The organism is Roseovarius sp. PS-C2, assembly GCF_018862045.1.
Taxonomy (GTDB): Bacteria; Pseudomonadota; Alphaproteobacteria; order Rhodobacterales; family Rhodobacteraceae; genus Roseovarius.
Map to the genome: position 1 here is coordinate 144683 of NZ_JAHKSQ010000006.1, position 25747 is coordinate 170429.

At 61.7% G+C, this 25747-nt stretch carries 23 protein-coding genes; 4 read left to right on the top strand and 19 right to left on the bottom strand.

Annotation, left to right across the window (positions count from 1 at the left end):
• Positions 1 to 38 precede the first annotated feature (38 nt).
• The 4 genes from KPG71_RS12845 to KPG71_RS12860 form a co-directional block, all read right to left on the bottom strand.
• A complete protein-coding gene (locus KPG71_RS12845; protein ID WP_216338407.1) occupies positions 39 to 2012 on the bottom strand; it encodes a ParB/RepB/Spo0J family partition protein in 1974 nt (657 codons plus the stop codon).
• A 156-nt stretch (positions 2013 to 2168) separates the two neighbouring features.
• Entirely contained in the window at positions 2169 to 2558 is a 390-nt protein-coding gene (locus KPG71_RS12850) for a DUF3768 domain-containing protein (protein ID WP_216338408.1), read from the bottom strand.
• Positions 2559 to 2628: 70 nt separating this feature from the next.
• Positions 2629 to 3561, bottom strand: coding sequence for an ArdC family protein (locus KPG71_RS12855; protein ID WP_216338409.1), 933 nt, complete (start codon positions 3559 to 3561; stop codon positions 2629 to 2631).
• Positions 3562 to 3601: 40 nt separating this feature from the next.
• Positions 3602 to 4072: a hypothetical protein gene (locus KPG71_RS12860; RefSeq protein ID WP_253196254.1), complete on the bottom strand. Its 471-nt coding sequence runs from the start codon at positions 4070 to 4072 to the stop codon at positions 3602 to 3604.
• Positions 4073 to 4388: 316 nt separating this feature from the next.
• Here KPG71_RS12860 and KPG71_RS12865 point away from each other — a divergent pair, with 316 nt between their 5' ends.
• Entirely contained in the window at positions 4389 to 4538 is a 150-nt protein-coding gene (locus tag KPG71_RS12865) for a hypothetical protein (RefSeq protein ID WP_216338411.1), read from the top strand.
• 752 nt (positions 4539 to 5290) lie between these two features.
• Here the strand turns inward: KPG71_RS12865 and repC are convergent.
• The 5 genes from repC to KPG71_RS12890 form a co-directional block, all read right to left on the bottom strand.
• Entirely contained in the window at positions 5291 to 6502 is a 1212-nt protein-coding gene (gene repC / locus KPG71_RS12870; RefSeq protein WP_216338615.1) for a plasmid replication protein RepC, read from the bottom strand.
• 213 nt (positions 6503 to 6715) lie between these two features.
• Complete coding sequence (gene repB, locus KPG71_RS12875) at positions 6716 to 7645, bottom strand: plasmid partitioning protein RepB (protein WP_216338412.1); 930 nt, start codon at positions 7643 to 7645, stop codon at positions 6716 to 6718.
• Entirely contained in the window at positions 7629 to 8822 is a 1194-nt protein-coding gene (gene repA, locus KPG71_RS12880; protein ID WP_009827042.1) for a plasmid partitioning protein RepA, read from the bottom strand. The genes repB and repA overlap by 17 nt, the downstream gene beginning before the upstream one ends.
• Before the next feature lie 134 nt (positions 8823 to 8956).
• Complete coding sequence (locus tag KPG71_RS12885; RefSeq protein WP_216338413.1) at positions 8957 to 9838, bottom strand: recombinase family protein; 882 nt, start codon at positions 9836 to 9838, stop codon at positions 8957 to 8959.
• A gap of 61 nt (positions 9839 to 9899) precedes the next feature.
• Positions 9900 to 11018, bottom strand: coding sequence for a tyrosine-type recombinase/integrase (locus KPG71_RS12890; protein WP_216338414.1), 1119 nt, complete (start codon positions 11016 to 11018; stop codon positions 9900 to 9902).
• Between the two features lie 126 nt (positions 11019 to 11144).
• Here KPG71_RS12890 and KPG71_RS12895 point away from each other — a divergent pair, with 126 nt between their 5' ends.
• Positions 11145 to 12029 (top strand): DUF1403 family protein, encoded by an 885-nt coding sequence (locus tag KPG71_RS12895; protein WP_216338415.1) that lies wholly within the window; start codon positions 11145 to 11147, stop codon positions 12027 to 12029.
• A 2-nt stretch (positions 12030 to 12031) separates the two neighbouring features.
• Positions 12032 to 12628, top strand: coding sequence for an SMC-Scp complex subunit ScpB (locus KPG71_RS12900; RefSeq protein WP_216338416.1), 597 nt, complete (start codon positions 12032 to 12034; stop codon positions 12626 to 12628).
• Positions 12629 to 12723: 95 nt separating this feature from the next.
• Here KPG71_RS12900 and KPG71_RS12905 read toward each other — a convergent pair whose 3' ends face one another.
• The 4 genes from KPG71_RS12905 to KPG71_RS12920 form a co-directional block, all read right to left on the bottom strand.
• The gene (locus KPG71_RS12905) at positions 12724 to 13452 is read right to left on the bottom strand and encodes a hypothetical protein (protein WP_216338417.1); all 729 of its coding nucleotides are present in this window, start codon (positions 13450 to 13452) and stop codon (positions 12724 to 12726) included.
• 312 nt (positions 13453 to 13764) lie between these two features.
• Positions 13765 to 15315, bottom strand: coding sequence for a DHA2 family efflux MFS transporter permease subunit (locus KPG71_RS12910; RefSeq protein WP_253196255.1), 1551 nt, complete (start codon positions 15313 to 15315; stop codon positions 13765 to 13767).
• The gene (locus KPG71_RS12915) at positions 15302 to 16354 is read right to left on the bottom strand and encodes an HlyD family secretion protein (RefSeq protein WP_273072553.1); all 1053 of its coding nucleotides are present in this window, start codon (positions 16352 to 16354) and stop codon (positions 15302 to 15304) included. Before KPG71_RS12915 ends, KPG71_RS12910 begins: the two co-directional genes overlap by 14 nt.
• Positions 16355 to 16457: 103 nt before the next feature.
• A complete protein-coding gene (locus KPG71_RS12920) occupies positions 16458 to 16913 on the bottom strand; it encodes a MarR family transcriptional regulator (RefSeq protein ID WP_216338419.1) in 456 nt (151 codons plus the stop codon).
• 96 nt (positions 16914 to 17009) lie between these two features.
• Between KPG71_RS12920 and KPG71_RS12925 the strand changes: the two genes are divergently transcribed.
• On the top strand, positions 17010 to 17468 hold the full coding sequence (locus tag KPG71_RS12925) for a universal stress protein (RefSeq protein WP_078523400.1): 459 nt from the start codon (positions 17010 to 17012) through the stop codon (positions 17466 to 17468).
• 31 nt (positions 17469 to 17499) lie between these two features.
• Here KPG71_RS12925 and KPG71_RS12930 read toward each other — a convergent pair whose 3' ends face one another.
• The 6 genes from KPG71_RS12930 to KPG71_RS12955 form a co-directional block, all read right to left on the bottom strand.
• The gene (locus KPG71_RS12930; RefSeq protein WP_216338420.1) at positions 17500 to 18603 is read right to left on the bottom strand and encodes an ABC transporter permease; all 1104 of its coding nucleotides are present in this window, start codon (positions 18601 to 18603) and stop codon (positions 17500 to 17502) included.
• Between the two features lie 3 nt (positions 18604 to 18606).
• Positions 18607 to 21348: a ribosome-associated ATPase/putative transporter RbbA gene (gene rbbA, locus KPG71_RS12935; protein ID WP_017467316.1), complete on the bottom strand. Its 2742-nt coding sequence runs from the start codon at positions 21346 to 21348 to the stop codon at positions 18607 to 18609.
• On the bottom strand, positions 21345 to 22412 hold the full coding sequence (locus KPG71_RS12940) for an HlyD family secretion protein (protein WP_078523397.1): 1068 nt from the start codon (positions 22410 to 22412) through the stop codon (positions 21345 to 21347). Before KPG71_RS12940 ends, rbbA begins: the two co-directional genes overlap by 4 nt.
• A gap of 269 nt (positions 22413 to 22681) precedes the next feature.
• Positions 22682 to 22849 (bottom strand): hypothetical protein, encoded by a 168-nt coding sequence (locus tag KPG71_RS12945; protein ID WP_216338421.1) that lies wholly within the window; start codon positions 22847 to 22849, stop codon positions 22682 to 22684.
• A 111-nt stretch (positions 22850 to 22960) separates the two neighbouring features.
• Complete coding sequence (locus tag KPG71_RS12950; RefSeq protein WP_216338422.1) at positions 22961 to 23965, bottom strand: IS110 family transposase; 1005 nt, start codon at positions 23963 to 23965, stop codon at positions 22961 to 22963.
• A 479-nt stretch (positions 23966 to 24444) separates the two neighbouring features.
• Entirely contained in the window at positions 24445 to 25653 is a 1209-nt protein-coding gene (locus tag KPG71_RS12955; RefSeq protein ID WP_078523396.1) for a patatin-like phospholipase family protein, read from the bottom strand.
• Positions 25654 to 25747: the final 94 nt, after the last annotated feature.

The following is a 25747-nucleotide window of genomic DNA, read 5'->3' on the forward strand; positions in this document are numbered from 1 at the left end:
CGCGTGGGCGGCCTGCCGCGCGCGGGTCGCGTGATGCCTCAGGCCGCCTGCGCAGCCTCGCTGTCAGGCTCCGGGGTTTCCGCAATGGGCGCGTCTTTGAGGTCGACACCGGCGGTCTGCATCATCGGTGGGCACCAGGCGGCCACGGCAACACGCTGCGCGTCCGTGAGTGTGGCGAATGGCTCGGCGAAGAGCTTGTCACAGAAGGCGACGATCTCCTTCTTGCTCGATGAGGCCAGCGTCACCGCTTCCTGGGCCAGACCCAGATCTTCGCCGAGGATCTTCAGGAGCCAGGCCTTCTTGAAGCGATTGAACAGAGCCGCATTTGGGGTCCACTGCGCACGGATGTCGGGCATGATCTCGATCTCGAAGTCATGCATAAGGCTGTCGCGCTGGCGATCCCGCGCGAAGCAGGACTGCGTGGTGCTTGCTGTGGCATAGGCGACAAGCTTGGCCTTCTCGGCTGCCTCCAGCACGCGGAACGCCGCGAACTGATCGGCAGGGGACCGGGCCTCATCGAGCCACGTCAGATCGAGGGCATCGTGGGCCGCGGCCGCCTGCTCGAGCGAGGTGCCGTCGATGTCGTCCATCTTGGCATGGCTGCGGTATTCCTTGCGGGCTTCGACCTTGATCGCCTGCGTGACATTCATGCCGCTGCCCAGAACGTCGCTCACCAGCTTGAAGAGGGTCAGATCGAGCGTGGCCTCGGGGTGCAACGCCATCGCGGCGCCAAGGGCCATCGCACGTTCGGTCTTGAGATCCTCGGCCAGCGAAGCCGGATAGGTGATCTCGCTTGGGTCGGGCTCGTCCTTGCCGGTCTGGTTACCGGAAGGGCTGCGAGACGCCTCTTGCTTGTCCTCAGGGCGCACGAGGCCCACATGCAGCGTCACCTGTCCACCGGACCAGGAAGCGATCACGCCTGCGCGGGCGAGGTCCTCGGTGCTGTAGGCCTCCTGCAGGTCGCGCGCTTCTTCTTCCAAAGCGTCCACGCGTTCGTAGAGGGCATTGTAGGCATCGTCCTCGAGGCCCTCATCCTCCATCTCGAGCTGCAGCTGCTCGAGCTTGGCGGTGATCTCATCCACGCGTTTCTGGGCGGCCTCATCAGGCTCAATAGGGCCGGGATAGACGCGGCCGTAGTCGGCCATGGTCGCGTAATCATAGCGCACCATCGCATCGGCCCAGGCAAGACCCAGTTTCGCACGGGCTTCCTCGGCCGCGGCACCGAGCTTCTCTAGCAGGATGACCTCGACCAGTGCCGCATCCTCGAGCACCGAATGCTCCTCCAGCAGATCGGCCGCGATAGCGCCGCCGCGCGCTTCATAGTCCTCGCGCACGAAGGCCCCGATATCGTCGCTGATCTGCACGCCGCGGGATTTGAGAGCCTGACGGACGGTGTAGGCCTGCAGATAGCTGTCTTCCTTGGTCAGCGCCTCGTAGACCTCGCGCTGCACCTCCTGGCTCGGATGCTCCGCAAAGGCCTTCATCGTGTCGAGCGTGATCGTCTTCGCACGGGCCACAGCGCGGATATCCGGATGAATGAGGCCATAGCGCAACCGGCCTTTCACGGCGGAAACAGTGGTGCCGAAGGTTTTGGCGATGGTCTCAGGCGTCTGGCCGTCGACCTCCATCATCCGCGCGAAGGCCTCGAACTCGTCAATCGCGTTCATGGGGGCCTGGGTGATGTTCTCGGCGAGGGACAGCGCCGTCGTCACGTCGCAATCCTCTGGCACGAGGCGGCAGTCGATCTTGGTCTTGGCGGTGAAGCCCTTCGCGGCCTTCTCCACGACCAGCTCCTTCAGCGCGGCATGGCGTCGGCCGCCGGCGAGAACAGCGTGTTTGCCGTCGATCTTCTGGACGAGGAGCGGCTGAAGCAGGCCCAAGACGGCGATGCTGGCCTTTAGATGGGCGATGTTCTCGGGATCATAGGTTTCCGGGGAGTTACTGCGCACATTGGCGGGATGGGCAGTCAGATCGCCGATAGCGACGGATACGGGTTTGAAGCTTGCGGTCATGGGATGTCCTTCTCGGTAGTTATGGTGCGGCCCGCGCGTTCAAACGCGTGACCAATCCCCGGTTTCGGGGATCAAAAGGACAAGAGGCCCGCTTTGCCTTTTGAGGGGCAGCGGGCCTTAGGAGGCTGAGAAGTAAGTCTTGAGACTGCCCCTCGCCTACCAGTCGCGCGCCATCATGATGGTCAGCACACGCATGGTGGTCGCGGGGTTGTCCGGGGTCTCGGCAGCGTAGCGAAAATCCGAACCCGCCTCATAGAGATCAATTTTCCAGAATACGGTTTCACCCTGGATCTCGACCGCCCCGAAATCATGCCAGCCCTCCGGGTCATTCTCGGGTTCGAATGTGTCGAACGCCCCCGTGACATTCACCGCCTCGGCCATGAAACCGTCCCCCGCCTCCATGAGCGAGCGGGTCACATGCATCCGGCCTTGGATGGGCGCCTCTGGTGCTATCCCGAGGCAGGCGAGCTTGCGGAAAGCGTCATTCTGAGCGGCGATTACGGCGGGGTCTGGGCGGTCTGTCAGAGGCTGTGCTGCATTGGTCATGGGTCTGTCCTTTGAGAAGTTTGAAACACCCTTCCCAAAGCCTGCTTTCCCTTTGCCGACACACATCCCCTCAAGCGGCCTGGTCGACCTCCCCTGCCCTGCCCGCCTCCGATCGCGCGATAAGGTAATCACAGGCGCGCTGCGCATCGGCCGCGTGCTTGAAAATCGCGGTCTTGTCCGAGCGCAGCACCCGCAGCCAGTTGTAGAGGTAAGCGGCATTCATCTCGAGCGTATGCGACGTGAACCCAAGTTCCTGCCCCAGAAAGCACGACGTGAGCTCGGCCACGATCTCCTCGCGCGCATAGGCTGTGTTGCCGAACCGCGAAAGACCGTAGTCGCGGTTCAAGCGATGGCGCGCCTTTGTGGCATGGCCCAGTTCATGGGCCCAAACCCCATAGAAGTTTCTCGGGTTCTGGAACCGCGTAATCGGCGGCATGTAGACCTTGTCAACCGGCGGCAAATAATAGGCATCGCTGCCCGTGAAGACGGTGGTGATATCGATGGCATCAAAAAAAGCCTGCATATGGGGAATGGGTTCAGCGGGCGGATGCTCAGGCACCGGGTCCGGCTCGGGATGGAAGCTATCCGGCAACCCCTCGATCTGGCAGGCGTTGAACACGCGATAGGATTTCTGGAAACGGAAGACGCGGGTCTTATCCCCATCGGCCTCGTCGGCGTCTCCAGACGCCTCGTCCTGTTTCCGGCTCTGGCCGTAATAGACCACCACGGAGGACTTCTCGCCCTTGCGGACCTTGGCGCCCAGGGCATTGGCCTGCGGGATGGTCATCCAGTAGGGCGAGCTGTAGCCCGCCATCACGGTCCGCATGGTCAGCAGGAAGTTGTTGACGCCTTGATATGCCTCGCCGCCCACGCGCAGGGGACGTGTACTGCCACCAGCCGTCCAGGGCTTGCGCCACGGCAGCACGCCGCGCTCAATGATACGGATGATTTCGTTTGTGATGACCTCGGAGGCATCGAATTTGGGCGTGCGGGATCGGGCCATGGCTGGCCTCCTTTCGAGTTTTAATGAGAGGGAATGGTGATCAGGCTGACTGACGGGGCCGCGGATCGTTGAGGATCCTCGCGCTGAGCCCTTCGACCATGTCGATGTAGGCGGTCAGCGAGACGGACATGCCAGGACCGCAAGGTTCAGGGTCGACCGATCCATCCCGCGCCACCCGCAGCAGGTTCGCGAAGGCGATGACATCGGTGACGGGTCGGATATCGATGAACGGCGTGCCTCGTGCGACCGCGAGAGCGGCCAAGGGAAAGCGCTCGATCGGCGCGAAGGTCGACACGGTGGTCCAACCGAGATGGATGAACGTCCCGCCCTCTCCGCAGATTACATGGGCATTCGGCAATGTCGCCGCTTGCCTGAGATAGCCGAGATCACGCAGGACAGTCTCGCGTTCGAGATGCCGCGCCAGCGCCGACTGGCCGGTTCGGCGCAGTTCCTTGTGTCGCCACCACGAGGCAGCGATTGCGCGCAGCACGCGCAAGACACTTGTTTGCATGGGAATGCCCTTCATCAGGAAAGACAGACCGGAACCCGGCCCGGACCCGTCCGAGGAACCCCAAAGCCCCTCATCCGTCAGTCACAAAACCCGAAGAACACTTTTACTTTTCGTGGACCAAACCCATGAAACACCCAACCTCCACCGAACTGTACTGGCACGACGGGATGAGAACTTCCACAGGGCCTATCGGCTAGACCTGTGGCGGTTTCTTCTTCACGAGATAGCCCAGACCGCTCAATCGGCCCGCAACTGCCAACTTCTTCGTAAAGCCTGCTGATCCTTTGGCTTCCCGTCGATGTAGCGGATCGGCATCATGGAAAGGGAAGCCATTTCGATGAAGGCTATTATGGGCATGATTTCTCATCGCGAATACCAAAAACGCAATAACCTATTGTTATTAAATCGTTTTCCGCCATCGGACGGATCAGATCATTCCGCAGCCAACATCAAAGCACTCTTTTGAAGAGTTCGGGTGTCATGAAATCAAGAGATTGAGTTGCAACCGCTGTTCTGCGATGTCCTCGTCGTCCACTACGACCAAATCAGCGGAACGCGGGACCGCTGGCAACCAGCTGCTGCGCTTGAGGAGCCGATTGCCTCGCTGGCCATGTCGCCATTATCGAAGTGACTGAGAAGTTACGGGGTCCCCTTCCCCGCGCGCGGGAGTTCGAAGATCGAGCCCTTGGTCAAACGGTTTTGGCAACCATCGATCGTCTGCTCCTTGTGCGCTACGGCCCGTAGCCACGATATCATGCAACAGACATCCACAACCTACCTCTCAGGCATTAGCACCGATGAAGGCCAAGCGAATATCCGAGGCCAGGACCCAAATCGCCGTCAGCAGGCGCCGGATAGCGTAGAGCCAGTTATTGAGGGTATTCATCATCAGATCTCAGACATCGAAAAGGGCAGGGGCCGCGGAGACGCGCAACTGCTAGGTTGGCTGCAGCGCAACGATCTGTATGTTCTTCGCTAGCCGCCTTGGCGCTACTAGCAGCGATGGTCACCAGCTGAGGTTTCACCATGGTGATCGGGATGCCCTCGTCATCAGATCTCCGCCGCGACGAAGGCGAAAGCCACTTTCACGATCTCAAATACCGCCATACCTCAACCCCCTAACTTTTCTTTCTCAGACACCGTTTGTGTGCCGAGAGCCTACTTAACAGCTGTTAAGTTATGCCATGCCAGCCGCACGCGATCGGAGTTTAACAGCTGTTAAGCCGCGTTCCGCCGGCCAATCAATGCCATGACCATTGGGCCACAGGAAAACTCGCCTGCCGCAGCTTTGGTAGTCAGAGCTCGCAAGTATCCACCAGGCGATCTTATGTCGGCGAAGCGTTCCAGCATCGCAGCAACGACGATCGACGCTTGCTCCGGACCCATGAACCGCTGTGCTTCTTCCCATGCAGACGCACTGATCCCCATGGCTGGCCGCACATGGCACGCCGCATCGAAAAGCTGATGCCAATGCCGGATCTCACCTTGGTAGAAGGTCTTAAGCGAGGGGCATGCCGCTATCACTAGGTGGAGCGGGATCTTTGGCAGATGTCTTGTGTCCTGTTCATCAACGTCAGCCACCGGCTCATTCGTATCCACATCTGGCACACTCGCCGCCGCCCCGCTTTTTTCGAAAGCAGGTTCAAAATCTATAGATTCTTTATTTGAATTATGATGGTGACGCTCGGATTGGGCATCATTGGTGTTCATTTCTTCTGTTTCAGGGCCGTCAATGATGTTGCGTGCCTGGTCAAGGAGAGCTTCAAGATCGGCTCGATAGGCCGCGAGGTCCTCAATTGAAAGCTTGCGGCGAAGCGCGCGGGCTGTGAGGGCAGCCTTGTCGCGAAGCTGATCCCAGAAGCCTAGGCCTGGCTGCATCTCGTCTCCGAACTCGGCGAGGGCCGCGAGATCGCGTCGCATGAGGCTTACGACCTCTCTCAGGCGCCTGACGCGCTCCTCAGCCTCACGTACGGCCTCTGCGGCCCGTGCTATCTCCTCAGACTGGCAGTAGAGCGGGGAAAGATCGAAACCAAAGGCGACGCGGTCTTCGCCGTGCTTGCGGACGTAGCGCTTCCCATTGGGGCTATCGCGCCGCTGGAGCAAGCCAGCCTCGACGAGACGCGCGAGGTGACGACGCATCGTTGAGCACGGCATGCCATTGAGGCGCTCGCAGATTGCCTTGTTCGAGGGGAAGACGACCATCTCGGCGTTCCCGCCAAGCGCATCGTCCGGAAAGAAGCTGAGGAGCCCCTGCAAAACAGTCAGATCACGTTCCGAGACCCCAAAGGCCGCTTGCGCCTTGGAGAGCTCGCGCAGGAGTTCCCACTTGTTAACGGGTCTGGCCGGAACAGATGCCTCGGGTCGCTCGATGACGCGCAAATGAGCGTGCGAAATCGGCCGCATAAACGGCGAAATTGGTGTGTACTCCATGAAAATGTTCACGAAGACAAAAATTCTAGGACCCGCGAATCGCTTTGCGCTTGCGGGGTAGGGGCCAGAACGCTACATTCAGAAGTGCGAAAACTGAGATTTTGTAGCGGGCTGATCCCGGTGCGAAACCTTACAAAGGTCTCGTGAAGCTAGCTTCTCGGGGCCTTTTTCTTTTTGCCTGTATCGTGCCTCCTTCTTGTTGGTTGCTCTTCCTCAGTCTTCTGAACGCTTCCAGCGCTCATGAAGCTCGGTAATCAGCTTTGGGGCATTGCCCTCCAACCAGCTGATAAAATCAGGTTCATCCGTAGTCAGATCGAGTTTAAGCTGCTTGCCTTGGCGGCCGGTCTTGACCGTCGCAGCTCCGACACCGGGGATCGCCAAAGCAGGCACACCCTTTCTAGACGGGCTTACTTTCTTCTCTGCGCTCTTCGCAGCTGCCAGAACTGCGAGAAACGAACGCTCAGAAACCTCATCGACCGAGCCGGAACTGTCGGACTTGGCTGCATGAGCTATGGCTAGCAGTTGGTCCCGATCACCGTCGTAGGCACCCAAAGCCTTTTTGAGCTCTTCCCATCTCGGGCGACCAATCCCAGGAGCTGCACCAATTGCCTGGATGAGATCCTCACCGACCGTCCGAACGACACTCAAGAGCTGTGAAACCCCAGCTTCGTGGAGGTTAAGGACTTCGGCGACACCACGATTGGTGCGCTCAGCACCTTCCAAATGGTCGCCGTCCAGAAGCGCCGTCGCTACAAGCGCACGTTCAATAAAGCTCAGATCACGACGCTCTTGGTTCTCGAGAAGCTGATCTCGAAGCGCTTGATCACCTTCAACCTCTGTGACGATGGCTCGAACTTTGATACCGAGTTCGCGACATGCTTCCAAGCGTCTGCGGCCATAGATCAGGTTGTAGCGATCGCCTTCCAGTGGGCGGACCAAGACAGGCACACGCTGACCGTTCTTGGAAATAGAGTTCTTCAGGCCCTCAACTTCAATCTGAAGCCTGTCATCCAACCGTCCTTCGGTAACAATCTGCGCCGGATCGATCTCAAAAACACCGCCACGCAGTCGGCGCCCTTCAAGAGCGTCAGGAGCGTTGCGAAGGGTCTGCAGCGGCAGGCCAAGTTTAGGCTTTCTTGCCATTCCGCCCCCATGTGTTCTGGATGATTTCAGCGATCTCATCGTTCACTGCGTTCATAGATTCGATCGCACGATCAAACGTCTGACGCGTGAAGTCCTTCTTGTCAGCTTCGTAGAGCGTTTGCTTGGTCAAGCCGGCATCAGAAATTGCGGTCGACTCAACCATGTGATTGGTCAGGACCGACCTCCCAAAGAGCCCGCGAATGAAGGCGATGACTTCGGTCTGTGGCGCGTCGCCGACTTTGTATCGCGTTGGCAAGAAGCGGAGCCAATCGAAGCGCAGATTTGCACCTGCATCCCTGATTACTCCCAGGAGATCCGCCGTCATTCGCAGGAATTGGGACATCGACATAAGGTCAAGCATCTGCGGGTGAACCGTCACGAGCACACCCGAGGACGCGGAAAGTGCTGACATTGTCAAGAAACCAAGTTGCGGCGGACAGTCGATCACAACAACGTCGTAGTTCGCTTCAACACTATCGAGTGCGTCATGAACTCTCGCGAAGAACGCCTTTGCTCCGCCTCGCTGGATCGCAGCAGGCGTCTCGTGCTCGAACTCCATGAGTTCAAGGTTGCCCGGGATAAGATCAAGGCCGCGGATGTAGGTCTTGCGGATCACTTCGGCGATCGGAACCGGATCGTCATAGCGAACGGCATCATAGAGGGTTCCGCCCTCCATGAGGTCGAGTTCTGGCTGGATTCCGTGAAGAGCCGAAAGAGATGCTTGGGGGTCGAGATCGATCGCAAGAACTCTGTACCCCTTGAGCGCCAAGCGCTGAGCGAGGTGAGCAGACGTCGTCGTTTTCCCGGACCCGCCCTTGAAGTTCACCACTGAAATGACTTGAAGCTCGTCACCGTCGCGACGCCCAGGCACGTAAGTTCCAGACTTTTTTGCGTTTCCTTCAAGCGTCTGCCGGATTTCCCAGATATCGTCGAGCGTATAGCGGCGATGACTTCCCGCCGTCGTCTCGACGTCAACGATCTTTCCTTCTCGATGAAGCTTCCGAAGATAAGTATGGTCGACGCCAAGGAGCTCAGCAGCTTCGCCGCTGGTCAAAGTGCGCATCACCTTCTTTGCATCCGGTGGGAAGTGCGCAGCGCGCTGAGCATGCAGGTTCGACGCGAGAAGTTCCGCGTAGTGCCCGATGGCGATATCTAGATCTTGTTCTGCTTCGCTCATGTCTGCCCCGATCCGTGGGCGCGTTTTTTATGTGACCGCGCGTTATTTTTCGAGACTATTGCCCGACCAGCCAGATTCGTGCAAGCACTTTCTAGATTTAGTGGCAATCCGTTAAGCCAACACAAGTGTCGTGTTCACAGGAGCCCCAACTTTTCCGCACGCTCAAGCAGCATTTTGACCGAAGACGGCTGCCAGCTGGTACGGCCTCGAGGGGTGCGCTCACGCATCGATTCTAGCCGGTCGCAGATCGCCTGCAGTGTGATTTCGGGGTCCGAGCCTTTGATGGCAGCCACGATAGCTGGCAGGCGGTCATCGGTTTCGCGGCGTCCGGCGCGGCCAAGCACTTCATCTGGTAGAAACCCGTCGCGGACATAGGCTTTCACAGCACGGAGTAGGCGGCTTTGGGTCCAGTGCCGGTCGTGGGGCAGGGGGCCATTAATGATTCGCAAAACATCTTCCCAGGCCATATCCGGCCGTAGGCGTCGCACGTGGGGCACCCAATCCTGCGCGGTTTCGTTCAGGCGCTCCATGTAGCCGTCCTGTCGTGCCAGCCGCACCTTGCGCAGCGCGGCGGGGTCTTTGGTGCGAAGCCCAGGATTGCCACCAACGCGCCCTTTGGCGCGCGCAGAGGCAAGCCCGGCCTTTGTGCGCTCACGTATCAGCGCGCGCTCGAACTCGGCCGCGGCGCCCAGAACCTGCAATGTGAATTTTCCTTGAGGGGAGGCGGTGTCGATTGGATCCTGCAGCGAGCGGAAGAAAGCTCCCTTGGCCTCCAGACGTTCGATCACCTCCAGCAGATGCGACAGGGATCGCGCAAGCCGGTCGATCCGCACAACGACCAGCGTATCGCCGCTCTGGACGCGTTCGAGCAAACGCGCGAGTACAGGACGCGCGCGATTGCCGCCTGAGGCGTGCTCTTCAAAGATCTCGGCACAGCCCGCAGATTGCAGCGCCTTGGACTGGGGCAGGGGGGTCTGATCCTCCGTGGAAACGCGGGCATAGCCTATCAGGGGCATGAAAACGGGGCCGATTGCAATTTCATATGCCGTTACTAAACGACCGGTTGGTCGCAAACACTTACATCCCCGCGGCCTTGGTCAGATTCACCCGGAACCGGTCGCGGCGGCGCTGGTACCGGCGGGTCATCTCGGCCGAAGCATGCCCGAGCTGCTTCTGGACGTAGCGTTCGTCCACCTCGGCAGAACTGGCGAGACCGGCGCGTAAGGAGTGGCCGGAGAAGAGCGCCAGGCGGTCGTTTTCCGGCAGATCCGACCGGATGCCGGATTTCAGGACGGTGGTTTTGATCAGGCGGGCGACATGTTTGTCCGACAGCCGGGCGTCGAGCGCCTTCTTGCCGTCACGCGACGTCCGCACGAAGACCGGCCCGAAGTCGATCTTGGCAAAGTGCAGCCACTGTTCAAGCGCATGGACTGGGCAGGTCCGCTCAGTGGAGCCACGCCCAATCTCGACCTCGCGCCAGCCGGTCTTGGCGTTCAGCGTCAGCACGGCACCCTCGTCAAGGATCTCGATCCAGCCGCCGCTGTCAGGGGTGTCGTCCTTGCCGACATCGAGGCTGACGATCTCGGTCCGCCGTAACCCGCCGGCATACCCCGTAAGCAGGATCGCGCGGTCGCGGAGGCCCCGCAGGTCGTAGGGCAGGCAAGCGACCATGGCCAGAATGTCCTCCGGCAGGATCGCTTCCTTCTGCACCGGCGGGCGGGCGTGTTTGCGCCGGATCCCAGCCAGAACAGAGCCTATATGTGGATTTTTTCGGTCAATCGGCTGTCCGCGCTGCGCGTAGTTCCAGGCGAGACCGGAAAGCCGACGGTCAATCGTATTAACCGATAGGGCAGGGGTGCCGTTCGTTGGCGCAGCCAAGTGGGTCAGGTAAAGCCCGATCATTTCCGGTGACGGCGGCAGGGGATCGGTTCCCTTGAGCCTGCACCATCGCGCGAAGTGCTTCCAGTCGGCGGCATAGGCCCTGTTGGTGTTCTCGGCCGTCGAGGCTTTGGCGTAGTCACGTGCATTCTCAACCAGCCGATCGAGCGTGCCGGAACCGGCCACATGGGAGGGTAGGGCGATCGGATCGTTGCCCGCACGCTCTCTCTCGTCGCACTGAGTTTCATACCACGTATCAAAGGACGCTGAGCTCGATTTCTCTGGCTCTTGGGGCTGGTTTTCGGGTGTTTCTTCCATGCTCCGGAGCATACTTCTAATATGTCCGATAAGGCAAACTTATTGGACATAAGAAGATCGTGCAGGGTGGGGCGCTTCAAGCGCTATTCTCTGGCGTAAACCGCCGCGCAAGTGTAGGCTTTGGGCATGACAGTTGCCCGACCGGATCAGATCAACGACTTGGACACAGTACCCCGGATGCCCGCCTGGGTCACCGCCATGCGTGCTGAAACCCTTGAAGATGTTGCGTTTTTGTCGGGCGCGGCGTTGAACCACCTGCATCTTGTGTTGGGACGCGACGAGGTGCCCCAAGCCTTGTTACGGGATCGCTTGGCGCTGCGCGCGGCGGAGGCCTGTGTCGCGTTTTCCGGGCGGCCGGAGCGGGCAGGGGAATTGCGCGACGCCGTTCACCTTCTGCGGCCCGGCGATCTTCCCGGACCGGCCGGTGAAACCTCCCTCGCCTGGCGGCGTGCGGTGGAGCGGCCGGTGTCGATCAAGGCTCTGGGCCGAGCCTTGCCGGCCTTAGAGCCGAGCCAGATCGCGACGTGGCTCAATGCGGGGAAAGGGACGCCGGTAACCCGGGCCGCGATGGTGCTGGACGCGGTACTTCGCGAGGCACCGCGCGCTGAGGTTGCGGCGCTGATCCTTGCGGAGGCGGCCCTCGCCCAAGCCCTAGGTTGGGATCACATCGCGCCGCTGCTGGCCGCAGGCCTGAGGCGCGCCGACCTGCGCAAGCAAGGCGATGACCTTCGCTTGGCCTATCATCGGGCACTCGTCTCTTCGGTGATCCAGGCCGCCAGGCAGGCTGCGGACCTCGCGCGCCGGGCGGCGCATTTGAGGGCGGTCGCACCGAAACTGCGGGCCAAGGGAGCGGGCGACGCGGTCAAGATGTTCCTGACCCGCGATGCCGTGGCGCCTTCGGCCCTGCCTTTGCCGGATCGCGCCGCGCGGCGGCTCTGCGACCGGCTGGTCGACCTCGGTGCGGTGCGCGAGCTGACCGGGCGCGACACCTTCCGGCTCTACGGGGTGTAGGGATGGCGAAGGATCGCTCTGACTCCGAACTGGATCGCGAGCTGCCCGACCTGCCGCCGGAGTTGCGCTGGCGGGAATGGATGCGCCGGATCGAGGCGGTACTCTTTGCCTCTGCCTCGCCGGTGCCGCGGGACGACCTGGCGCGCGTGGTAGGGCAGGGGGCCTCGGTCGATCTGCTGGTCGAGGCCCTTGCCGCCGATCTGGAGGGGCGGGCCTTCGAGATCGCTCAAGTCGCCGGCGGCTGGATATTCCGGACCCGGGCGGCCTACGCGCCCGCGATCCGCGCTGCGGCAGATGTCGGGGACCAGCTGCTCGATCTGAGCGAATTCGACGTCGCGGTTCTGGCGGCCATCGCCTATCACCAGCCGATAACCCGCGACGGGCTCAAGGACATCTTCGGCAAGGAGATCAGCCGTGACCTGATCGGTCGCCTGCATGCGCGCGACTTGATCGGGACCGGGCCTCGTTCGCCGCGCCGCGGGGCGCCCTATACCTTTGTGACGACCGAGCAGTTCCTTGTCGCGTTTGATCTGGAGACTCTCGCGGATTTACCAGAGCGGGAGCAGTTGGAGGACGCAGGTCTGGATGGCGGGTCATAGGAATGGTGGCGGGCTGGCGATCCCTGCATTGGCCAAACGGTGAGGCATGTCGTGGACATTTCGTGACGCTCCCAATCGTGACTTGTTGAGAGAACTCAGGCTTCGATCCTGAGCCCTCTGAACAGAGCTTCCCAAGGGTCCCCATCCTCGGTCATCGCGCCCGGTTCCAAGTTTGCCATGTTCTCGTCGATGACTGCGTTGTGGTAGTTCTTGAGCCAGCTGTATTTGCGCCGCACCGTCGCGTTGGGACTGTCGGCGAGACCGCTCTCCACCAACGTTTTGTGCCTACCCAGAAACTCGATCCAGCCGGCGTATTCGCCGTCGAGCTCGCTGAGACTGGCGCGAAGATAGTCGATGTAGTGGAGGCCTGACTCGTCCTGGCGCAGGAGGTTGTTCAGGTGACGCTCGTCATCCTCATAGGAATGTCCTTCCCGCCAGAGCGTTTGGTCCTGCCGGTGGCGTTCGATGACATCTTCATGGATCGCAATGCGCGGGAAGATGACCTCGCCCTCTTCCATGAAATAGGCCTGAACGAGGGCAGGCCCAAACACCGGGCCACTAAAGTCGATGCCGAGATGCATGGGGCCAATCGTCATCGCGCCGCGCACCAATATGCCATTTGCCACGCATTCGATCTGGATGTGCAGCAGATCGATGAGCTCCCAGACCAAGGGGCCGGCCTGGTACTGAGTTTCAATGGTTCTGGTTCTTACGATCGCGTCAGACACGATCTCTGCATGGACTTCGCTGACCATCCGCATCTCGTCGGAGCGGGTGGGCGGCGTGGCATCCCCTTCGGACACCCTGCGAAACATCGAAAGCAAGTGCCTGGAGGCGCAGGGGCTGATCCGCGAAATGACAGGGCAGGGACGGTTCCGAATGTGGTCTGCCAAAAGCTGAAGGACGGGTCGTGGAGGAGCCCTTTTCGGGGTAGCGCCAGTGACAGGGCCGGTGGCAGCAACGGCGCGGCGGCATGCCCTGTTGCGCTCCGTGCTGACGATATGATGGCGCCAGTATCGCGCCGGTGCGTTTGGTGACGAGACGGCACGGCTGGCTATCCCGGGGCAACCCTCATCGGCAAGGTGCCGGGAAAGCGGCCACAGGCCCGGTCGGCTCGTCAGGCGGCCAAGGCGTGTCTAGGGACCAGAGGAAGGCGCCCGCCACATGACCCAGGTCGGGACCAGCGCGAGCAGGAATATACCGCAGACGATCAGGAAGCCGTCCTGAAAGGCCGCATTCGAGGACTGGATCATCACGGTCTGACCCAGGAACGATGCGGCGGCGGGCAATAGCTGAGAGTCCGGCAGTCCAGAGGCGTGCAGAAGGCCTGCAACCTCGCCCAGGAGGTCCATCGTCGCGGCATTGTCGCTGGTCTGGGTCGCGGCGAAGGCATCCGCGTGCAAGATCGTGCGCCGCTCGATAAACACGGTCAGAAGGTTCACCCCGAAGGCGCCGCCAAGTTGCCGGATGAAGTTGGATGCGCCCGAGCCCTGGCCGAGAAGGTGCGGTGGCAGAACCTTCAGCGCGCCCGACGAAATAGCGGGAAACACGAGACCCAGCCCCACGCGCGAAAGGACCGTCCACCAGGCGAGTGTCCAGAAGGCCGTATGGACATTTGCGGCCGCCATTAGCCAGGAGGATCCGGCAAAGACCGCCATGCCGAGGGCGATCATAATCGGAGCAGGCACCTTGTCGGACAATCGTCCCGCGATGGGAAAGACCAGCAGCATCGCAAAGCCCGAGGGCATCAGAAGAAGGCCAGCCTGCGTCGGCGTCATCCCCTGGATCTGCTGCACGAAGACCGGAAGCAGATAGGTAGACCCGAACAACCCCGCCCCCATGATGAAGGCAACGACCGAGGCCGAGGAGAAGGCGAAATTCGCGTAGAGCCGCATGTCGAGCATGGGTTTGTCTGTATGCAACTCCCAAGCCACGAAAGCGAAGGCCGAAACCGCGGAGATCGTGAAACCCGACAGGATGATGTTGGACTCCCATCCAAGCCGCTGCGCGTTCGACAGCGTGCTGAGCAGTACGGCAAGCAAGACCGACAGGATCGCCACCCCGACAAAGTCGAACGCCGGAATCGGCCCGCTTTCTTCCCTGCTGGGCAGGAACAGGTTCGACATAACGATGGCGACGCCAGCGAAGGGCAGGCCCAGGTAGAAGACGAAGCGCCAGTCGAAGGCATCCATGAGCACGCCACCAATCCAGGGACCCAGAGCCGGAGCCAGCACGACGCCAACGCCATAGATCCCCATGGCCGCGCCACGCTTCTCGGGCGGAAAGACCTTGAACAGCATGATCATGGCAAGCGGCTGCACGATGCCCGCCGCCGCCCCCTGCACCACGCGGGCCAGCGTCAGAACGGTCTCGTTCGGCGCGAGACCCCCAATAACCGATCCCGCTAGGAACACGCCCATCGCGGTGTTCATCGTCAGCCGCATCCCGAAGGCACGGTTGGCCCAGTCGGCCAGCAGCATCGTGGCGGTCATGGCCGCAAGAAAGCCGGTCGAGATCCATTGGGCCTGCACCGCGCTGATGCCGAAAGCCCCCATGACCGCCGGGATGGCGACGTTCACGATCGTCGTGGACAACACAACCGAGATGGTCGCGACCATGATCGAGCCCGTCGCCATCCACTTGTAGGCGGGGCCGTAACGCTCGAAATACCGGTCAACCTGTGACATCGACATAAACCTCGACCATCATCCCGGGCCTGAATTCGGTGTCGGTGGCGTCGATCGACACACGGATCGGCAGGCGCTGCGTCACTTTCGTGAAATTGCCCGAGGGGTTGGGGCTGGGCAGAAGCGCAAGCTGGCTAGTGGCCACCCCGCCCATCCCGATCACCTCGCCCTCGAAGGTCCGGCCCGGAAAGGCGTCGACGGTGATGCTGGCGCGCGACCCGACGTGAATTTTGCCGAAGTCGGTCTCCTTGACATTTGCGTCGATCCAGACGTCATCCGGCGCGTGATACATCGCGATGCGCGTGCCCGGTGTCACATATTCGCCGACATCGACAAAGGTCCCATCAACGATGCCGTCGAACTGGGCCGTGATCGTGCGGTGCGCGAGGTCGATTTCCTTCAGGCTGCGGTCGGCCTCGATGCCGGCACGTCCGGCAAGAACGGACGCAGTCTGGGACTCCAGCACATTCATCTGCTCGCCGTCGGCCTCGACGATCGCCAGGCTGGCGCGCGCGCTTTCGATTTCCGCGAAAGCAGCACGCTCCTGCTGGGCGGCGGTGTCCAGTGCCGCCTGGGACTCGTCGAGGGCTTGTTGCGACGTGATGTTCTGCTCGGCAAGCTTGATCGCCCTCTCGTGACGGGTCCGGGCGTTCGTCAATACGGCGAGCGATGCCTCATGATTTGCATCTGCGGCAGCTATCCCGGCCAGGGCCGCGTCCCGCCGGGCAGAGATCTGCTTTTCGAGCAGCACCTTGCGTGCCCGAAGCTCGGCCAGCTGCGCATCGGTTGCGGCAAGTCTCGACAGGACGGCATCGAGCTGCGGCTGCGCAGATGTGCGGTCGATTGCGGCGACAAGATCGCCTTTTGCGACAGTGTCCCCCACCAGAACCGGCATCGCCGTCACCCGTCCGGCGACCTCGCTGGATACGGTGACGACCTTGGCCGCGATCCGGGCATCGTTGATATGCACCTGGGTGAACCGCGCGGCTAGCCACGGGGCGGCCAGCCAGACGGCAACGGCAACCAGCGCGCCGATCACGATCAGTCTGGTCCATCTTGTGCGGCTGCGCCTTCGCGGGGGCGCCGGCTTGTCCGGGGCAGCCTCGTCCGCAACGGCTGCGCCCGCCTTTATGTCATCCATTTTAACCATCGCTCAAAATCTCCAATCTGTCCGCGATGCGGCTCAGTACTTTTGTTGCGATACGCAAATCTTGCCGGGAAATTCCTTCAAGAATTTTTGCCCGGCTGGCCGCCGAAATATCTTCCATTCTGACGATCAAAGGGCTCGCAGCCTCGGTCAGGTGGAGCGTCTTGGCCCGCCTGTCCCTGGCCGAAGGTCGGCGTTCGACCAAACCTGCGCCTTCAAGCCCGTCCAGCAGGCGGACCAGCGTTGCCGCTTCAATCCCCAGGGTGCGCGCCAGTTCGACCTGCGTCACCTCTTCGTTGCGCGAAAGTTCGAACAGCACGCTCCACCTTGCCTGGGACAGGTCGAGATCGCGAAACCGGAGGTCAAGATACCGCCTCCACATGCGTGCTGCCGCCGCCATGGAACGTGCGAAAGCCTCCAGAGGCTCGGTCTTGTCGGAATCGGACTGCATCGTTTTAGCTTTTCATTAGCTTGCAAATAGTTGCAAGCCTAATTATTATGACATCACTTATCTTGCAAGTGCTATTCCTGCCCCGGAGACCTGCCGATGTACGCCAAGATCCTGCTGTGTTACGACGGCTCGCGCGAAGGGCGACTGGCACTGCGCGAGGGAGCGCGGCTGGCGCAGATCACAGGTGCTGATGTGATCCTTCTGGCGGTGGTCGAGACGGGCGCAGCCAATGCGCTGGCGCAGGGTGCAGATGCGGGCGCGCTGGCCCACCAGCAAGCCGATTTCGAGGAGATCCTCGACGAAGGCCATCAAAGACTTTCCGCCATGGGGCTGGCACCCAAGGTCCGCATGGAGTTTGGCGATCCCGTCGCGAAAATTACCCAAGTTGCGACCGAAATTGGGGCCGATCTGGTCGTCGTCGGGCATCACCAGCAAGGCATCTGGACGCGCTGGATGAGCCGGTCGGTCGCGGCCGGGTTGGGGGACTCGCTAAAATGTAGCCTTCTTCTCGCACAAAAACTCGTTGAGGATTCAGAGCTTTTCGGCAACGGCTGAAGAGGTATGGCCAGGAAGCGGCTACGCCGCGTTACCGCAGGAAGCTGCGGAATCGTCGCAAGGCAAAGGCGAACATCGCCAATCCGATCACCACCAGCGCCAGCAGTTGCGGCCAGACCACCGCCAGCCCCGCGCCACGAAACAACACCGCCTGCGCAAGCGCGATGAAATGGGTGTTGGGCGCCGCCAGCATGACGTATTGCACCACCTCTGGCATTGATTCCCGCGGGGTCATCCCACCCGACAGGATTTCCAGCGGCAGCAGCACCAGAAGCAGTAGCATGGCGAATTGCGGCATCGAACCCGAGATCGTTGCCAGGAGAATTCCCAGCGACGTGGTGGCGAACAGGTGCAGAGCCGCGCCCACCAGGAACAGCGTCACCGACCCTGCCACCGGCACTCCCAGAACCCCCTGCACCATGAAGGTCAGCGACAGCCCTGCCGCCACCAGCACCACGCCGCCCATGCTGAGCACCTTGCTGGTCATGATCTCGACCGCGCTGACCGGCATGACCAGCAGGTGCTCGACCGTGCCATGCTCACGCTCCCGGATCAGCGCGGCCCCCGACAGGATGATCGACAACATGGTCACGGCGCTGATCACCGCCGTCAGAGCGCCGAACCAGGCCGGGTCCAGTGCCGGATTGAAACGGGCGCGCAATGCAAGATCAACCGGCGCCACGGCCTCCTGCCCGGTCCAGCCGGTGATTTCCTGATCGACGATCGCCTGGACATAGCCCGCGCCGGTAAAGGCCTGACTGACCCGTGTCGCATCGACGTTGAGCTGCAACTCGGGCCGTGCGCCCGCCACGAGGTCGCTCTGGAAATCCGGTGGGATGACCAGCGAGAACGTATCGATGCCGGCATCCATGCGCGCATCCATCTCGGCCATGTCGATCTGATCGGGTGTCACGAAATAGGGCGGCAGGAACGCATCCGCAATCCGCCGGGACAGGGGCGAGGCATCCTCATCCACGATGCTGATCGTGGCGCGGTTCAGCGACTCGGGCATGGCGGTGGCGTGGGAGTAGATGTCAAGGGTGAAGGCATAGAACACCAGCGCCAGAAGCAGCGGATCGCGCAACAGGCCGCGAAGTTCCTTGATCGCAAGGAAGAGGACATGCCGGGGTCGCATCGCTCAGGCCTCCTGCTTGCGTACGAAGAAAGCCCCGAGCGTAACAAGCAACGGCACCAGCAGAAGCATCGGCAGGAAGGATGCGGCCAGATCGCCGAAGTCCAGCGCCTTGGCAAAGACCCCGCGCGAGATCGTGACAAAATGGCTGGTCGGGAACACCTCTCCGATCACGCGCCCCATGCCTTCCAGCGACGAGACCGGGTCGATGATGCCGCCATACTGCGTGGCCGGGATCAGGGTGGCCAGCGCGGTAAAGAACAGCGCCGCGACCTGGCTGCGGGTAAAGGCCGAGATCAGTAGGCCCAGCCCCGTGGACAGGATGACATAGACCAGCGCCCCGGCCGAAAGCGCCAGAAGGCTGCCCTTGACCGGCACCCCGAAGACAAAGACCGCCAGCGCCAGCAGCAGCAGGAAATTGACAAAGCCCAGGACGATGTAGGGCACCTGCTTGCCCAACAGGAATTCCAGCCGCAGGGCCGGGGTGACATAGAGGTTCACGATAGAGCCTGTCTCTTTCTCGCGCGCGACGGACAGGACGGCGAGCATCGCCGGGATCAGCATCAGCAGGAGCGGGATCACTGCGGGCACCATTGCCGCCAGGCTTTCGACATCGGGGTTATAGCGATAGCGCATTTCCAGGCTGTAGCTGCCGGCGACCGCCTCATCGCCATAGACTTGGCGCAGCTGATCGGTCAACCAGTGAATGTGCATTCCCTGGACATAGCCGCGCACCGTGTCCGCACGCATCGGCATGGCGCCATCGAACCAGGCCCCGATCTCAACAGGGCGTCCGCGTTCGACGTCTGCCGCGAAACCCGGCGGGATTTCCAGCGCCAGGCTGATTTCGCCCGCGCGCATCCGTTGGTCGATGTCGGCATGGTCGATAAGCGGCGGCTGTTCGTCGAAATAGCGCGACCCGGCCAGATCGTTGACATAGGATTGGCTGGCGATGGTCTGATCAAAGTCGAGCACCGCGAACTTGAGATCCTCGACATCCATCGAAATGCCGTATCCCAGCACGATCATCAGGATCACGCTACCGACGCTTGCCAGTGTCAGGCGAATTGGATCGCGGCGCAGTTCCAGCGACTCGCGCCAGGAAAAACTCAGCAGCCGGGCAAGGCTGAACCGGCCGCGTCGCCGCTGTGGCGCGGATGAACCCTCGGCACCGAGTTCCACCCGATCCGTGGCCACAGGCGCGCCGCTCTCGCCTTGCGCCCGTTCAAGGTGATGGATGAAGGCATCGTTCAGCGTCGCCGCGCCGGCACCTTCGCGGATGGCTTCGGGCGTGTCGCTGACAAGCACGCGGCCTTCGTGCATCAGCGAAATCCTGTCGCAGCGCGTGGCCTCGGACATGTAGTGGGTAGAGATGAAGATCGTCACACCGTCCTTTCGGGACAGGTCCACGAGCGCCTGCCAGAAGATGTCGCGCGCCACCGGATCGACGCCCGAAGTCGGCTCGTCGAGGATCAGAACCTCCGGGCGGTGAATCAGCGCCACGGCCAGCGACAGCCTCTGACGGAGTCCCAGCGGCAGTCGCAGTGGCAAGCTGTCGAGAACCTCCTCAAGATCGAACCGTTGCGCAAGTTCGGCGATCCGCGGCGCGATCTCGTCGGGTGCCATATCGAAAAGCCGCGCGTGAAGATCGAGGTTCTGACGAACCGTCAGTTCGGAATACAGCGAGAAGGATTGCGTCATGTAACCGATGCGCTTGCGCGTGGCCATGTCGCGTGCATCGACCGTTCGGCCGTCGATCCGCGTGGTTCCTTCGGCAGGTTCCACCAGCCCGGTCAACGCCTTCATCGTCGTCGTCTTGCCGCATCCGTTTGACCCGAGAAAGCCGAATATCTCGCCTTTCCCGATGCGAAAGCTCACGTTCTTGACCGCTTCGAAGTCACCGAACCGGACGGTCAGGTTTTCGGCTTCGACGATGTAGCCATCGCGAGCCGCGGGGTCACGTGGCGGGACGGTCAGCTCGTGGTGCCGGGCGCGCATTTCCGCGGGAAGAAGTGCTATGAAAGCCTCGTCAAGGTTGGCAGCACCGGTGCGGTTCAGTATCTCTTCGGGGCTGCCAGCGGCAAGCACGCTGCCGTTATCCATGGCGACCAGGTGATCGAACTCGGCCGCTTCCTCCAGATAGGCACTGGCGACGATCAGGCTCATGTCCGGTCGCATCGCGCGGAGACGCGCGATCAGAGCCCAGAATTCACGCCGCGACAGCGGATCGACGCCCGTTGTCGGCTCGTCCAGGATCAGCAGATCGGGGTCGTGGATCAGCGCGCAGCATAGGCCCAGCTTCTGTTTCATGCCGCCCGAGAGCTTGGCCGCCGGGCGGTCGGCAAAGGGCGCGAGACCGGTCGCCTCCAGCAGTTCGGCGATCCGCTTGTCGCGCTGGTCTCGGCCCTCGCCGAAAAGCCGGCCGAAGAAATCCACGTTCTCTCGCACCGAGAGCGTGGGATAAAGATTGCGCCCAAGCCCCTGCGGCATATAGGCGATCCGTGGGCAAATTCGGGCACGGTGCCCGGCGCGGCGCATGTCGCCGCCCAGCACGTCAAGCCGCCCCGTCTGTATCTTCCTTGCCCCGGCGATCAGCGCCAGGAAACTCGATTTGCCGACGCCATCAGGTCCGATCAGACCGACAATGCAGCCCGCCGGCAGGTCGATCGAAACTGCATCAAGTGCCCGGACCTTGCCATATTGAAGCAAGAGCCCCTCTGCCCGCACCACGGGTCCGGAGGCCGTCATTCCAGCACCCTGCCGTCAGCGGCCTCCGGCCAGGGCAGCGCGGGGTCCAGCCGAACCCAGGCGACGCCGGGCAGACCCGTCTTGATGTAATCAAGGTATTTCTCCAGAAGTTCCGGCGCGATCCGAGCGCGGACCCGGAACATCAGCTTCTCGCGTTCGACCTCGGTCTCGACCGTTTTCGGAGTGAATTGTGCCACGTCCGACACGAAGGAGACCTCGGCGGGAATGACGATACCCGGTGCCGCGTCCAGGATCAGGCGGGCCTCGGTCCCCAGCCCGGCACGCCCCGCCGTGGCGGTTTGCAGGAAAAACGTCATGTACACGTCGTTGAGATCGATCATGTTGATCACGCGTCCGCCTGCGCCTATGACTTCGCCCGCCCGTGCAACGATGTACTGCACCCGCCCTGGCCGGGGAGCTTTCAGTGTGCTGTCCTCGATCTCGACATCGATCGCTTCGATCGTCGCCGTTGCCGCCGCCACCGCCGCTTCGGCTCCGACCACTGCCGCTTCAGCCGCGGACACGCCGATCCGCGCCGCCGCAAGCCGCGCCTCGGCCGAGGCGACCGCGGCCTCGGCTCCAAGCGCGTTCGACCGGTCGATATCGAGTTGGCGCTCGGACGCGATGCTGTTTCCCGCCAGCGCCTTCGAACGGTCGAACTGGCGCTGCGCGGCATCAAGGGCCGATTTCTGCTGCGCCAGAACCGCCTCGGCCGCGCGCACTTCGGCCTGACGCTGCTGAATCATGAGCCGCGCATTCTCGACGGCGATTTCGGCACGGCGCAGTTCCGCCTCCGCCTGGTGGCGGTTGGCTTTCAGCTGACGCGTATCAAGCGCGGCCAGCGGTTGCCCCGCCTCGACAAGCTCGCCCTCCCGAACCAGAATCGTTTCAATCCGTCCGGGGAGCTTCGAGGCCACATCGATCTCGACCGCTTCGACGCGCCCGTTCCCGCGCGCGAACCCCTCGGGAACCGCGCCATCGCCGTTGCCCTGCCAGACCAGGAAGCCCAATACGGTCGCGGCCACGACAATCGTTGTGAAGAGAAGGTATCTGGTGTTTTTCATGCTGTGCTCGATTGCTGCTACGGGCCGGAAGTCGTGAAATTTTCAAACGATCACTTCACCATTTGACTTTCTGCACCTGATCTTGGAAGTGCGTCGATCAGCGCTGTTTGAGTGGTCGAACCCATCTTGCCTTTCGGCGTCGCATTGGGACTTGCCCATGCTCGGATCGCGAACACTGTCTGACGGATTGACGACTTTTTGCGTGTTACCTGACGAAACCGGACATCTCATTCCAATCTTCGAATGTTCCATGTTTCTTAACAGGTTTCCTAAGGGCTCGGCAATGCGGCGCGGTTTCCCACCGCTGCCATCTCTGGCATCGATACCCGCGGTGTCATCCCCACCCACAGGATTTCCAGCGGCAGCAGCATAAACAGCAGCAGCAGGGCGAATTGCGGAATCGAGCCCGAAATCGTTGCCTTGATAATGCGGATCATCGTCGAGGCGACATTCTAGAACGGAACCTGAGAACGCCCAGAATGGTCGTAGTCCGGGCCGCATTTCAGGCTAAGTAGCGCCTACAAGAAAGCCGCTGCGTAATGGGTAAGTCAAGCTGCTTTTCTGTTTGGACCGAACGCCTCGCGCCTTTGCAGCATGGTCCACAGGACATTGACGCGGCGGCGTGCGAGGGCGATGAGCGCTTGGGTGTGGTGTTTTCCCTCTTGACGCTTGCGGTCGTAGAAGGCTTTGGACAGCGGGTCCTTTTGGGTCACGGCGCAGAACGCGCTTTGGTAGAAAACCCGCTTGGGCGCCTTGTCACCACCATAGGCTCGCCGCCATCCCGCACATTTCCCTGATTGGCGTTGGATTGGCGGCAGTCCGGCCATCGCTGCAAGCGCGTCCGCCGAGGAGAAGCGCCCGATGTTGCCGAGCGCAGCCAGAAACTCTGCCGTCAGCACCACCCCCATTCCCAGCAACGAACTGATGAGGGCGCCGTCAGGGTGGTCGCTGAGAATGCTCTCGAGGTCTTTTTCGATACGGGCGATCTTTTGTCGGGCTTCAAGGGCTTCCGCTGCCAGTTCGCGGATCAACTCAGCTGTGGCCGCTTCGCCGGGAACGATGATGGTTTGCTCCCTGGCGCAGTCCAGGGCACACTGGGCCAGAGCCGCGCTGCCATGCAGGTGCGGCATTTTCTTCAGATGCGCCACAATCCTCGCCTGTCCGGCGCGCCGGATCTCGGTCGGCGTGACATAGCGGGTGAACAGCGCCAGCGGCACCTTGCAGCAAAGGTCGAATGTCTGTTCTAGGCCGGGGTGAATGCCGCACAGTAGCCCCCGGATGCGGGAGATCCGGCGCACCTGGTCCTGCAGGAGATCGCGCCTGCGCCCCACCTTGTGGCGCAGCGCGACGCGCGTGTCGGCCTTCGGCGATCTGGTCAACAGGCGGCTGGCCAGAACCGGGCGCAGCTCACGCGTACGCACCAGTTCCGCGATGTTACGGGCATCGCGGGGAACGGACTTGCGTTCGCCTCCGGCAAAGCCTTGTCCCGCCCGGTTCACGGCAATGCCCGGGGTGTGCACCAATGCAAACCCCGCCTGCGTCGTCGATACCAACCGCCCAATGCACGACCTTGGCCGCGTCAATTCCAATACATATCGCCATCTCCCACCCTCTTCAGTGCCTGCTCCGCGCATACCCCGTCGCGCCTGCATCGCCTTACAAAGCCATCGAGGGCATCGCGTAATCAGTGGTTATTCAGGGGCGGCAGCGAGGGTGGCACAGCGACCTGAGCCATCAAGGACAGCCAGCATAACAACCATGCCCTTGCCACCTGCGTACCAACAGCTTCGCACCGTCGATAACGCAGTGAAAAGGGGTAAGGCCGCATGACCCCCAAGTTCTGCCCTTTGCTTCTCGGTCTTACGGGCAACGCAACACCGGACGACCGGCAGAACCGTGTGCGAGTTACCGCTTTCGCGGTACAGACTGGTCTGATCTGTCGTATACTATTGTCGTGCGCGCTTTCCGGCGCGCGTAAATCCGGTTCTTCGCCGCCTTTCGTCCCGCGTGGCGCGCCATTGGTGGCAAGGTTCTAGCCCGCGCTTGCAAGTATGGTCCGGGTCGTCAGGGTAGGCGGAACCCGTGACCAGGCCGCCCCGTCGCGTGCCCGTGAGAAACCCTCGGCGTACAGGCGGCGCATATATGTCGTATCGAACTCGAATGACTCCACATCCTCGGGTACCGGCGTTTCGATCGAGGTGACGTTGAAGCCGATATCTGCGTCGCGGGCGAAATCATAGGTCGCGTTGACCTGGCCCCGCGCCTGATATTTCAGAAGGGTCGAGACCGAGCGCGCCGCGATTGCGCCGGGATTTTCTTCCACCAGATCGAATCCGGGCTCAAGACGGAGGTTCATCAACATATGGATGTCGGTGAGGGCTGTCTTTGCCGCACGTTTCCCCCGGAATGAAACCATCGCCGCCTCGGGCAGGGTGAAAATATGCGAGATCAAGGCCCCGTCGCCGTGCATTTCCTCGAACGGTCGGCCAGCGGCGGTCTGACCTGAAATCCGGATCGGCGGGAATGCACCGGGTATCGCGGCCGAGGCTAACAGAACATCCTCGAACATCGTCGCCGCGCGCGGATCGCCACTGGCCGCGATCGCGCCCATATTCCAGATGATTCCGACCTGCGAATCCAAATCCGTGGTCAGTACGAACAGGCGCCTGCCGCGACGGTGCTCGGCGGCAATGGCAGCGAGCAGGTCGGGTGTCACAAAAAATGCAACGAGGCGGCGCAACGGTTGCCGGTCGAAAAGTGCCCCGCGCGTCAGCGCCTCCAGGAGCGAAGGGCGTCCGCCGATTCCCTCGGCCACACCGCTGGTATAGAGATTGCGCAGGGTGTCATCCTGATCGGGACCGAGAAAGGCCAAAGGCGCGATCAGCGCGCCGGTGCTGACACCACTGATGACCGAGAATGTCGGACGGGTTCCCGCCGCGGTCCAGCCCGCTAGTACGCCTGCCCCAAAGGCACCTTCGGCACCGCCGCCGGACAGCGCCAGATAATGCGACCGATGTCCGTCCCGGAACCGCGGTGCGTAAGCGACGGGATAATCTTCCGCAGGTGCATCGGTCCTGACGCGGTAGTCGGCACCCAGAAGCCGGGTCGAAACCCCGTCATCCGGGCGGTAGGGGATGCGGGGAGACGCGGTGCAAGCGCCGACCACGCCGGAGCCGAGCAGGATCATCGCACCCCGTCTTGAAATCAGGCCGTGTCGGCCCGCAACAATGTCATCATTCATGCACGGTTCTCCACTTTCGAAACCTGCTGAGGCACGTGATCGATTAGCTACTCCCCAATCATTGGACAGTTTCGGGTGTGACTTAAGCTAGTCG

What these genes read in the sequence shown, in the direction of transcription:
- KPG71_RS12890 (WP_216338414.1), bottom strand. Translation starts at nt 11,018, where the DNA reads ATGGAAGAAACACCCGAAAACCAGCCCCAAGAGCCAGAGAAATCGAGC.
- rbbA (WP_017467316.1), bottom strand. Translation starts at nt 21,348, where the DNA reads ATGACGGCCTCCGGACCCGTGGTGCGGGCAGAGGGGCTCTTGCTTCAA.
- KPG71_RS12925 (WP_078523400.1), top strand. Translation starts at nt 17,010, where the DNA reads ATGTACGCCAAGATCCTGCTGTGTTACGACGGCTCGCGCGAAGGGCGA.
- KPG71_RS12910 (WP_253196255.1), bottom strand. Translation starts at nt 15,315, where the DNA reads ATGTCACAGGTTGACCGGTATTTCGAGCGTTACGGCCCCGCCTACAAG.
- repC (WP_216338615.1), bottom strand. Translation starts at nt 6,502, where the DNA reads ATGGAGTACACACCAATTTCGCCGTTTATGCGGCCGATTTCGCACGCT.
- KPG71_RS12940 (WP_078523397.1), bottom strand. Translation starts at nt 22,412, where the DNA reads ATGAAAAACACCAGATACCTTCTCTTCACAACGATTGTCGTGGCCGCG.
- KPG71_RS12955 (WP_078523396.1), bottom strand. Translation starts at nt 25,653, where the DNA reads ATGAATGATGACATTGTTGCGGGCCGACACGGCCTGATTTCAAGACGG.
- KPG71_RS12865 (WP_216338411.1), top strand. Translation starts at nt 4,389, where the DNA reads ATGGAAAGGGAAGCCATTTCGATGAAGGCTATTATGGGCATGATTTCT.
- KPG71_RS12945 (WP_216338421.1), bottom strand. Translation starts at nt 22,849, where the DNA reads ATGATCCGCATTATCAAGGCAACGATTTCGGGCTCGATTCCGCAATTC.
- repB (WP_216338412.1), bottom strand. Translation starts at nt 7,645, where the DNA reads ATGGCAAGAAAGCCTAAACTTGGCCTGCCGCTGCAGACCCTTCGCAAC.
- KPG71_RS12895 (WP_216338415.1), top strand. Translation starts at nt 11,145, where the DNA reads ATGACAGTTGCCCGACCGGATCAGATCAACGACTTGGACACAGTACCC.
- KPG71_RS12900 (WP_216338416.1), top strand. Translation starts at nt 12,032, where the DNA reads ATGGCGAAGGATCGCTCTGACTCCGAACTGGATCGCGAGCTGCCCGAC.
- KPG71_RS12930 (WP_216338420.1), bottom strand. Translation starts at nt 18,603, where the DNA reads ATGCGACCCCGGCATGTCCTCTTCCTTGCGATCAAGGAACTTCGCGGC.
- KPG71_RS12850 (WP_216338408.1), bottom strand. Translation starts at nt 2,558, where the DNA reads ATGACCAATGCAGCACAGCCTCTGACAGACCGCCCAGACCCCGCCGTA.
- repA (WP_009827042.1), bottom strand. Translation starts at nt 8,822, where the DNA reads ATGAGCGAAGCAGAACAAGATCTAGATATCGCCATCGGGCACTACGCG.
- KPG71_RS12860 (WP_253196254.1), bottom strand. Translation starts at nt 4,072, where the DNA reads ATGCAAACAAGTGTCTTGCGCGTGCTGCGCGCAATCGCTGCCTCGTGG.
- KPG71_RS12885 (WP_216338413.1), bottom strand. Translation starts at nt 9,838, where the DNA reads ATGCCCCTGATAGGCTATGCCCGCGTTTCCACGGAGGATCAGACCCCC.
- KPG71_RS12845 (WP_216338407.1), bottom strand. Translation starts at nt 2,012, where the DNA reads ATGACCGCAAGCTTCAAACCCGTATCCGTCGCTATCGGCGATCTGACT.
- KPG71_RS12855 (WP_216338409.1), bottom strand. Translation starts at nt 3,561, where the DNA reads ATGGCCCGATCCCGCACGCCCAAATTCGATGCCTCCGAGGTCATCACA.
- KPG71_RS12920 (WP_216338419.1), bottom strand. Translation starts at nt 16,913, where the DNA reads ATGCAGTCCGATTCCGACAAGACCGAGCCTCTGGAGGCTTTCGCACGT.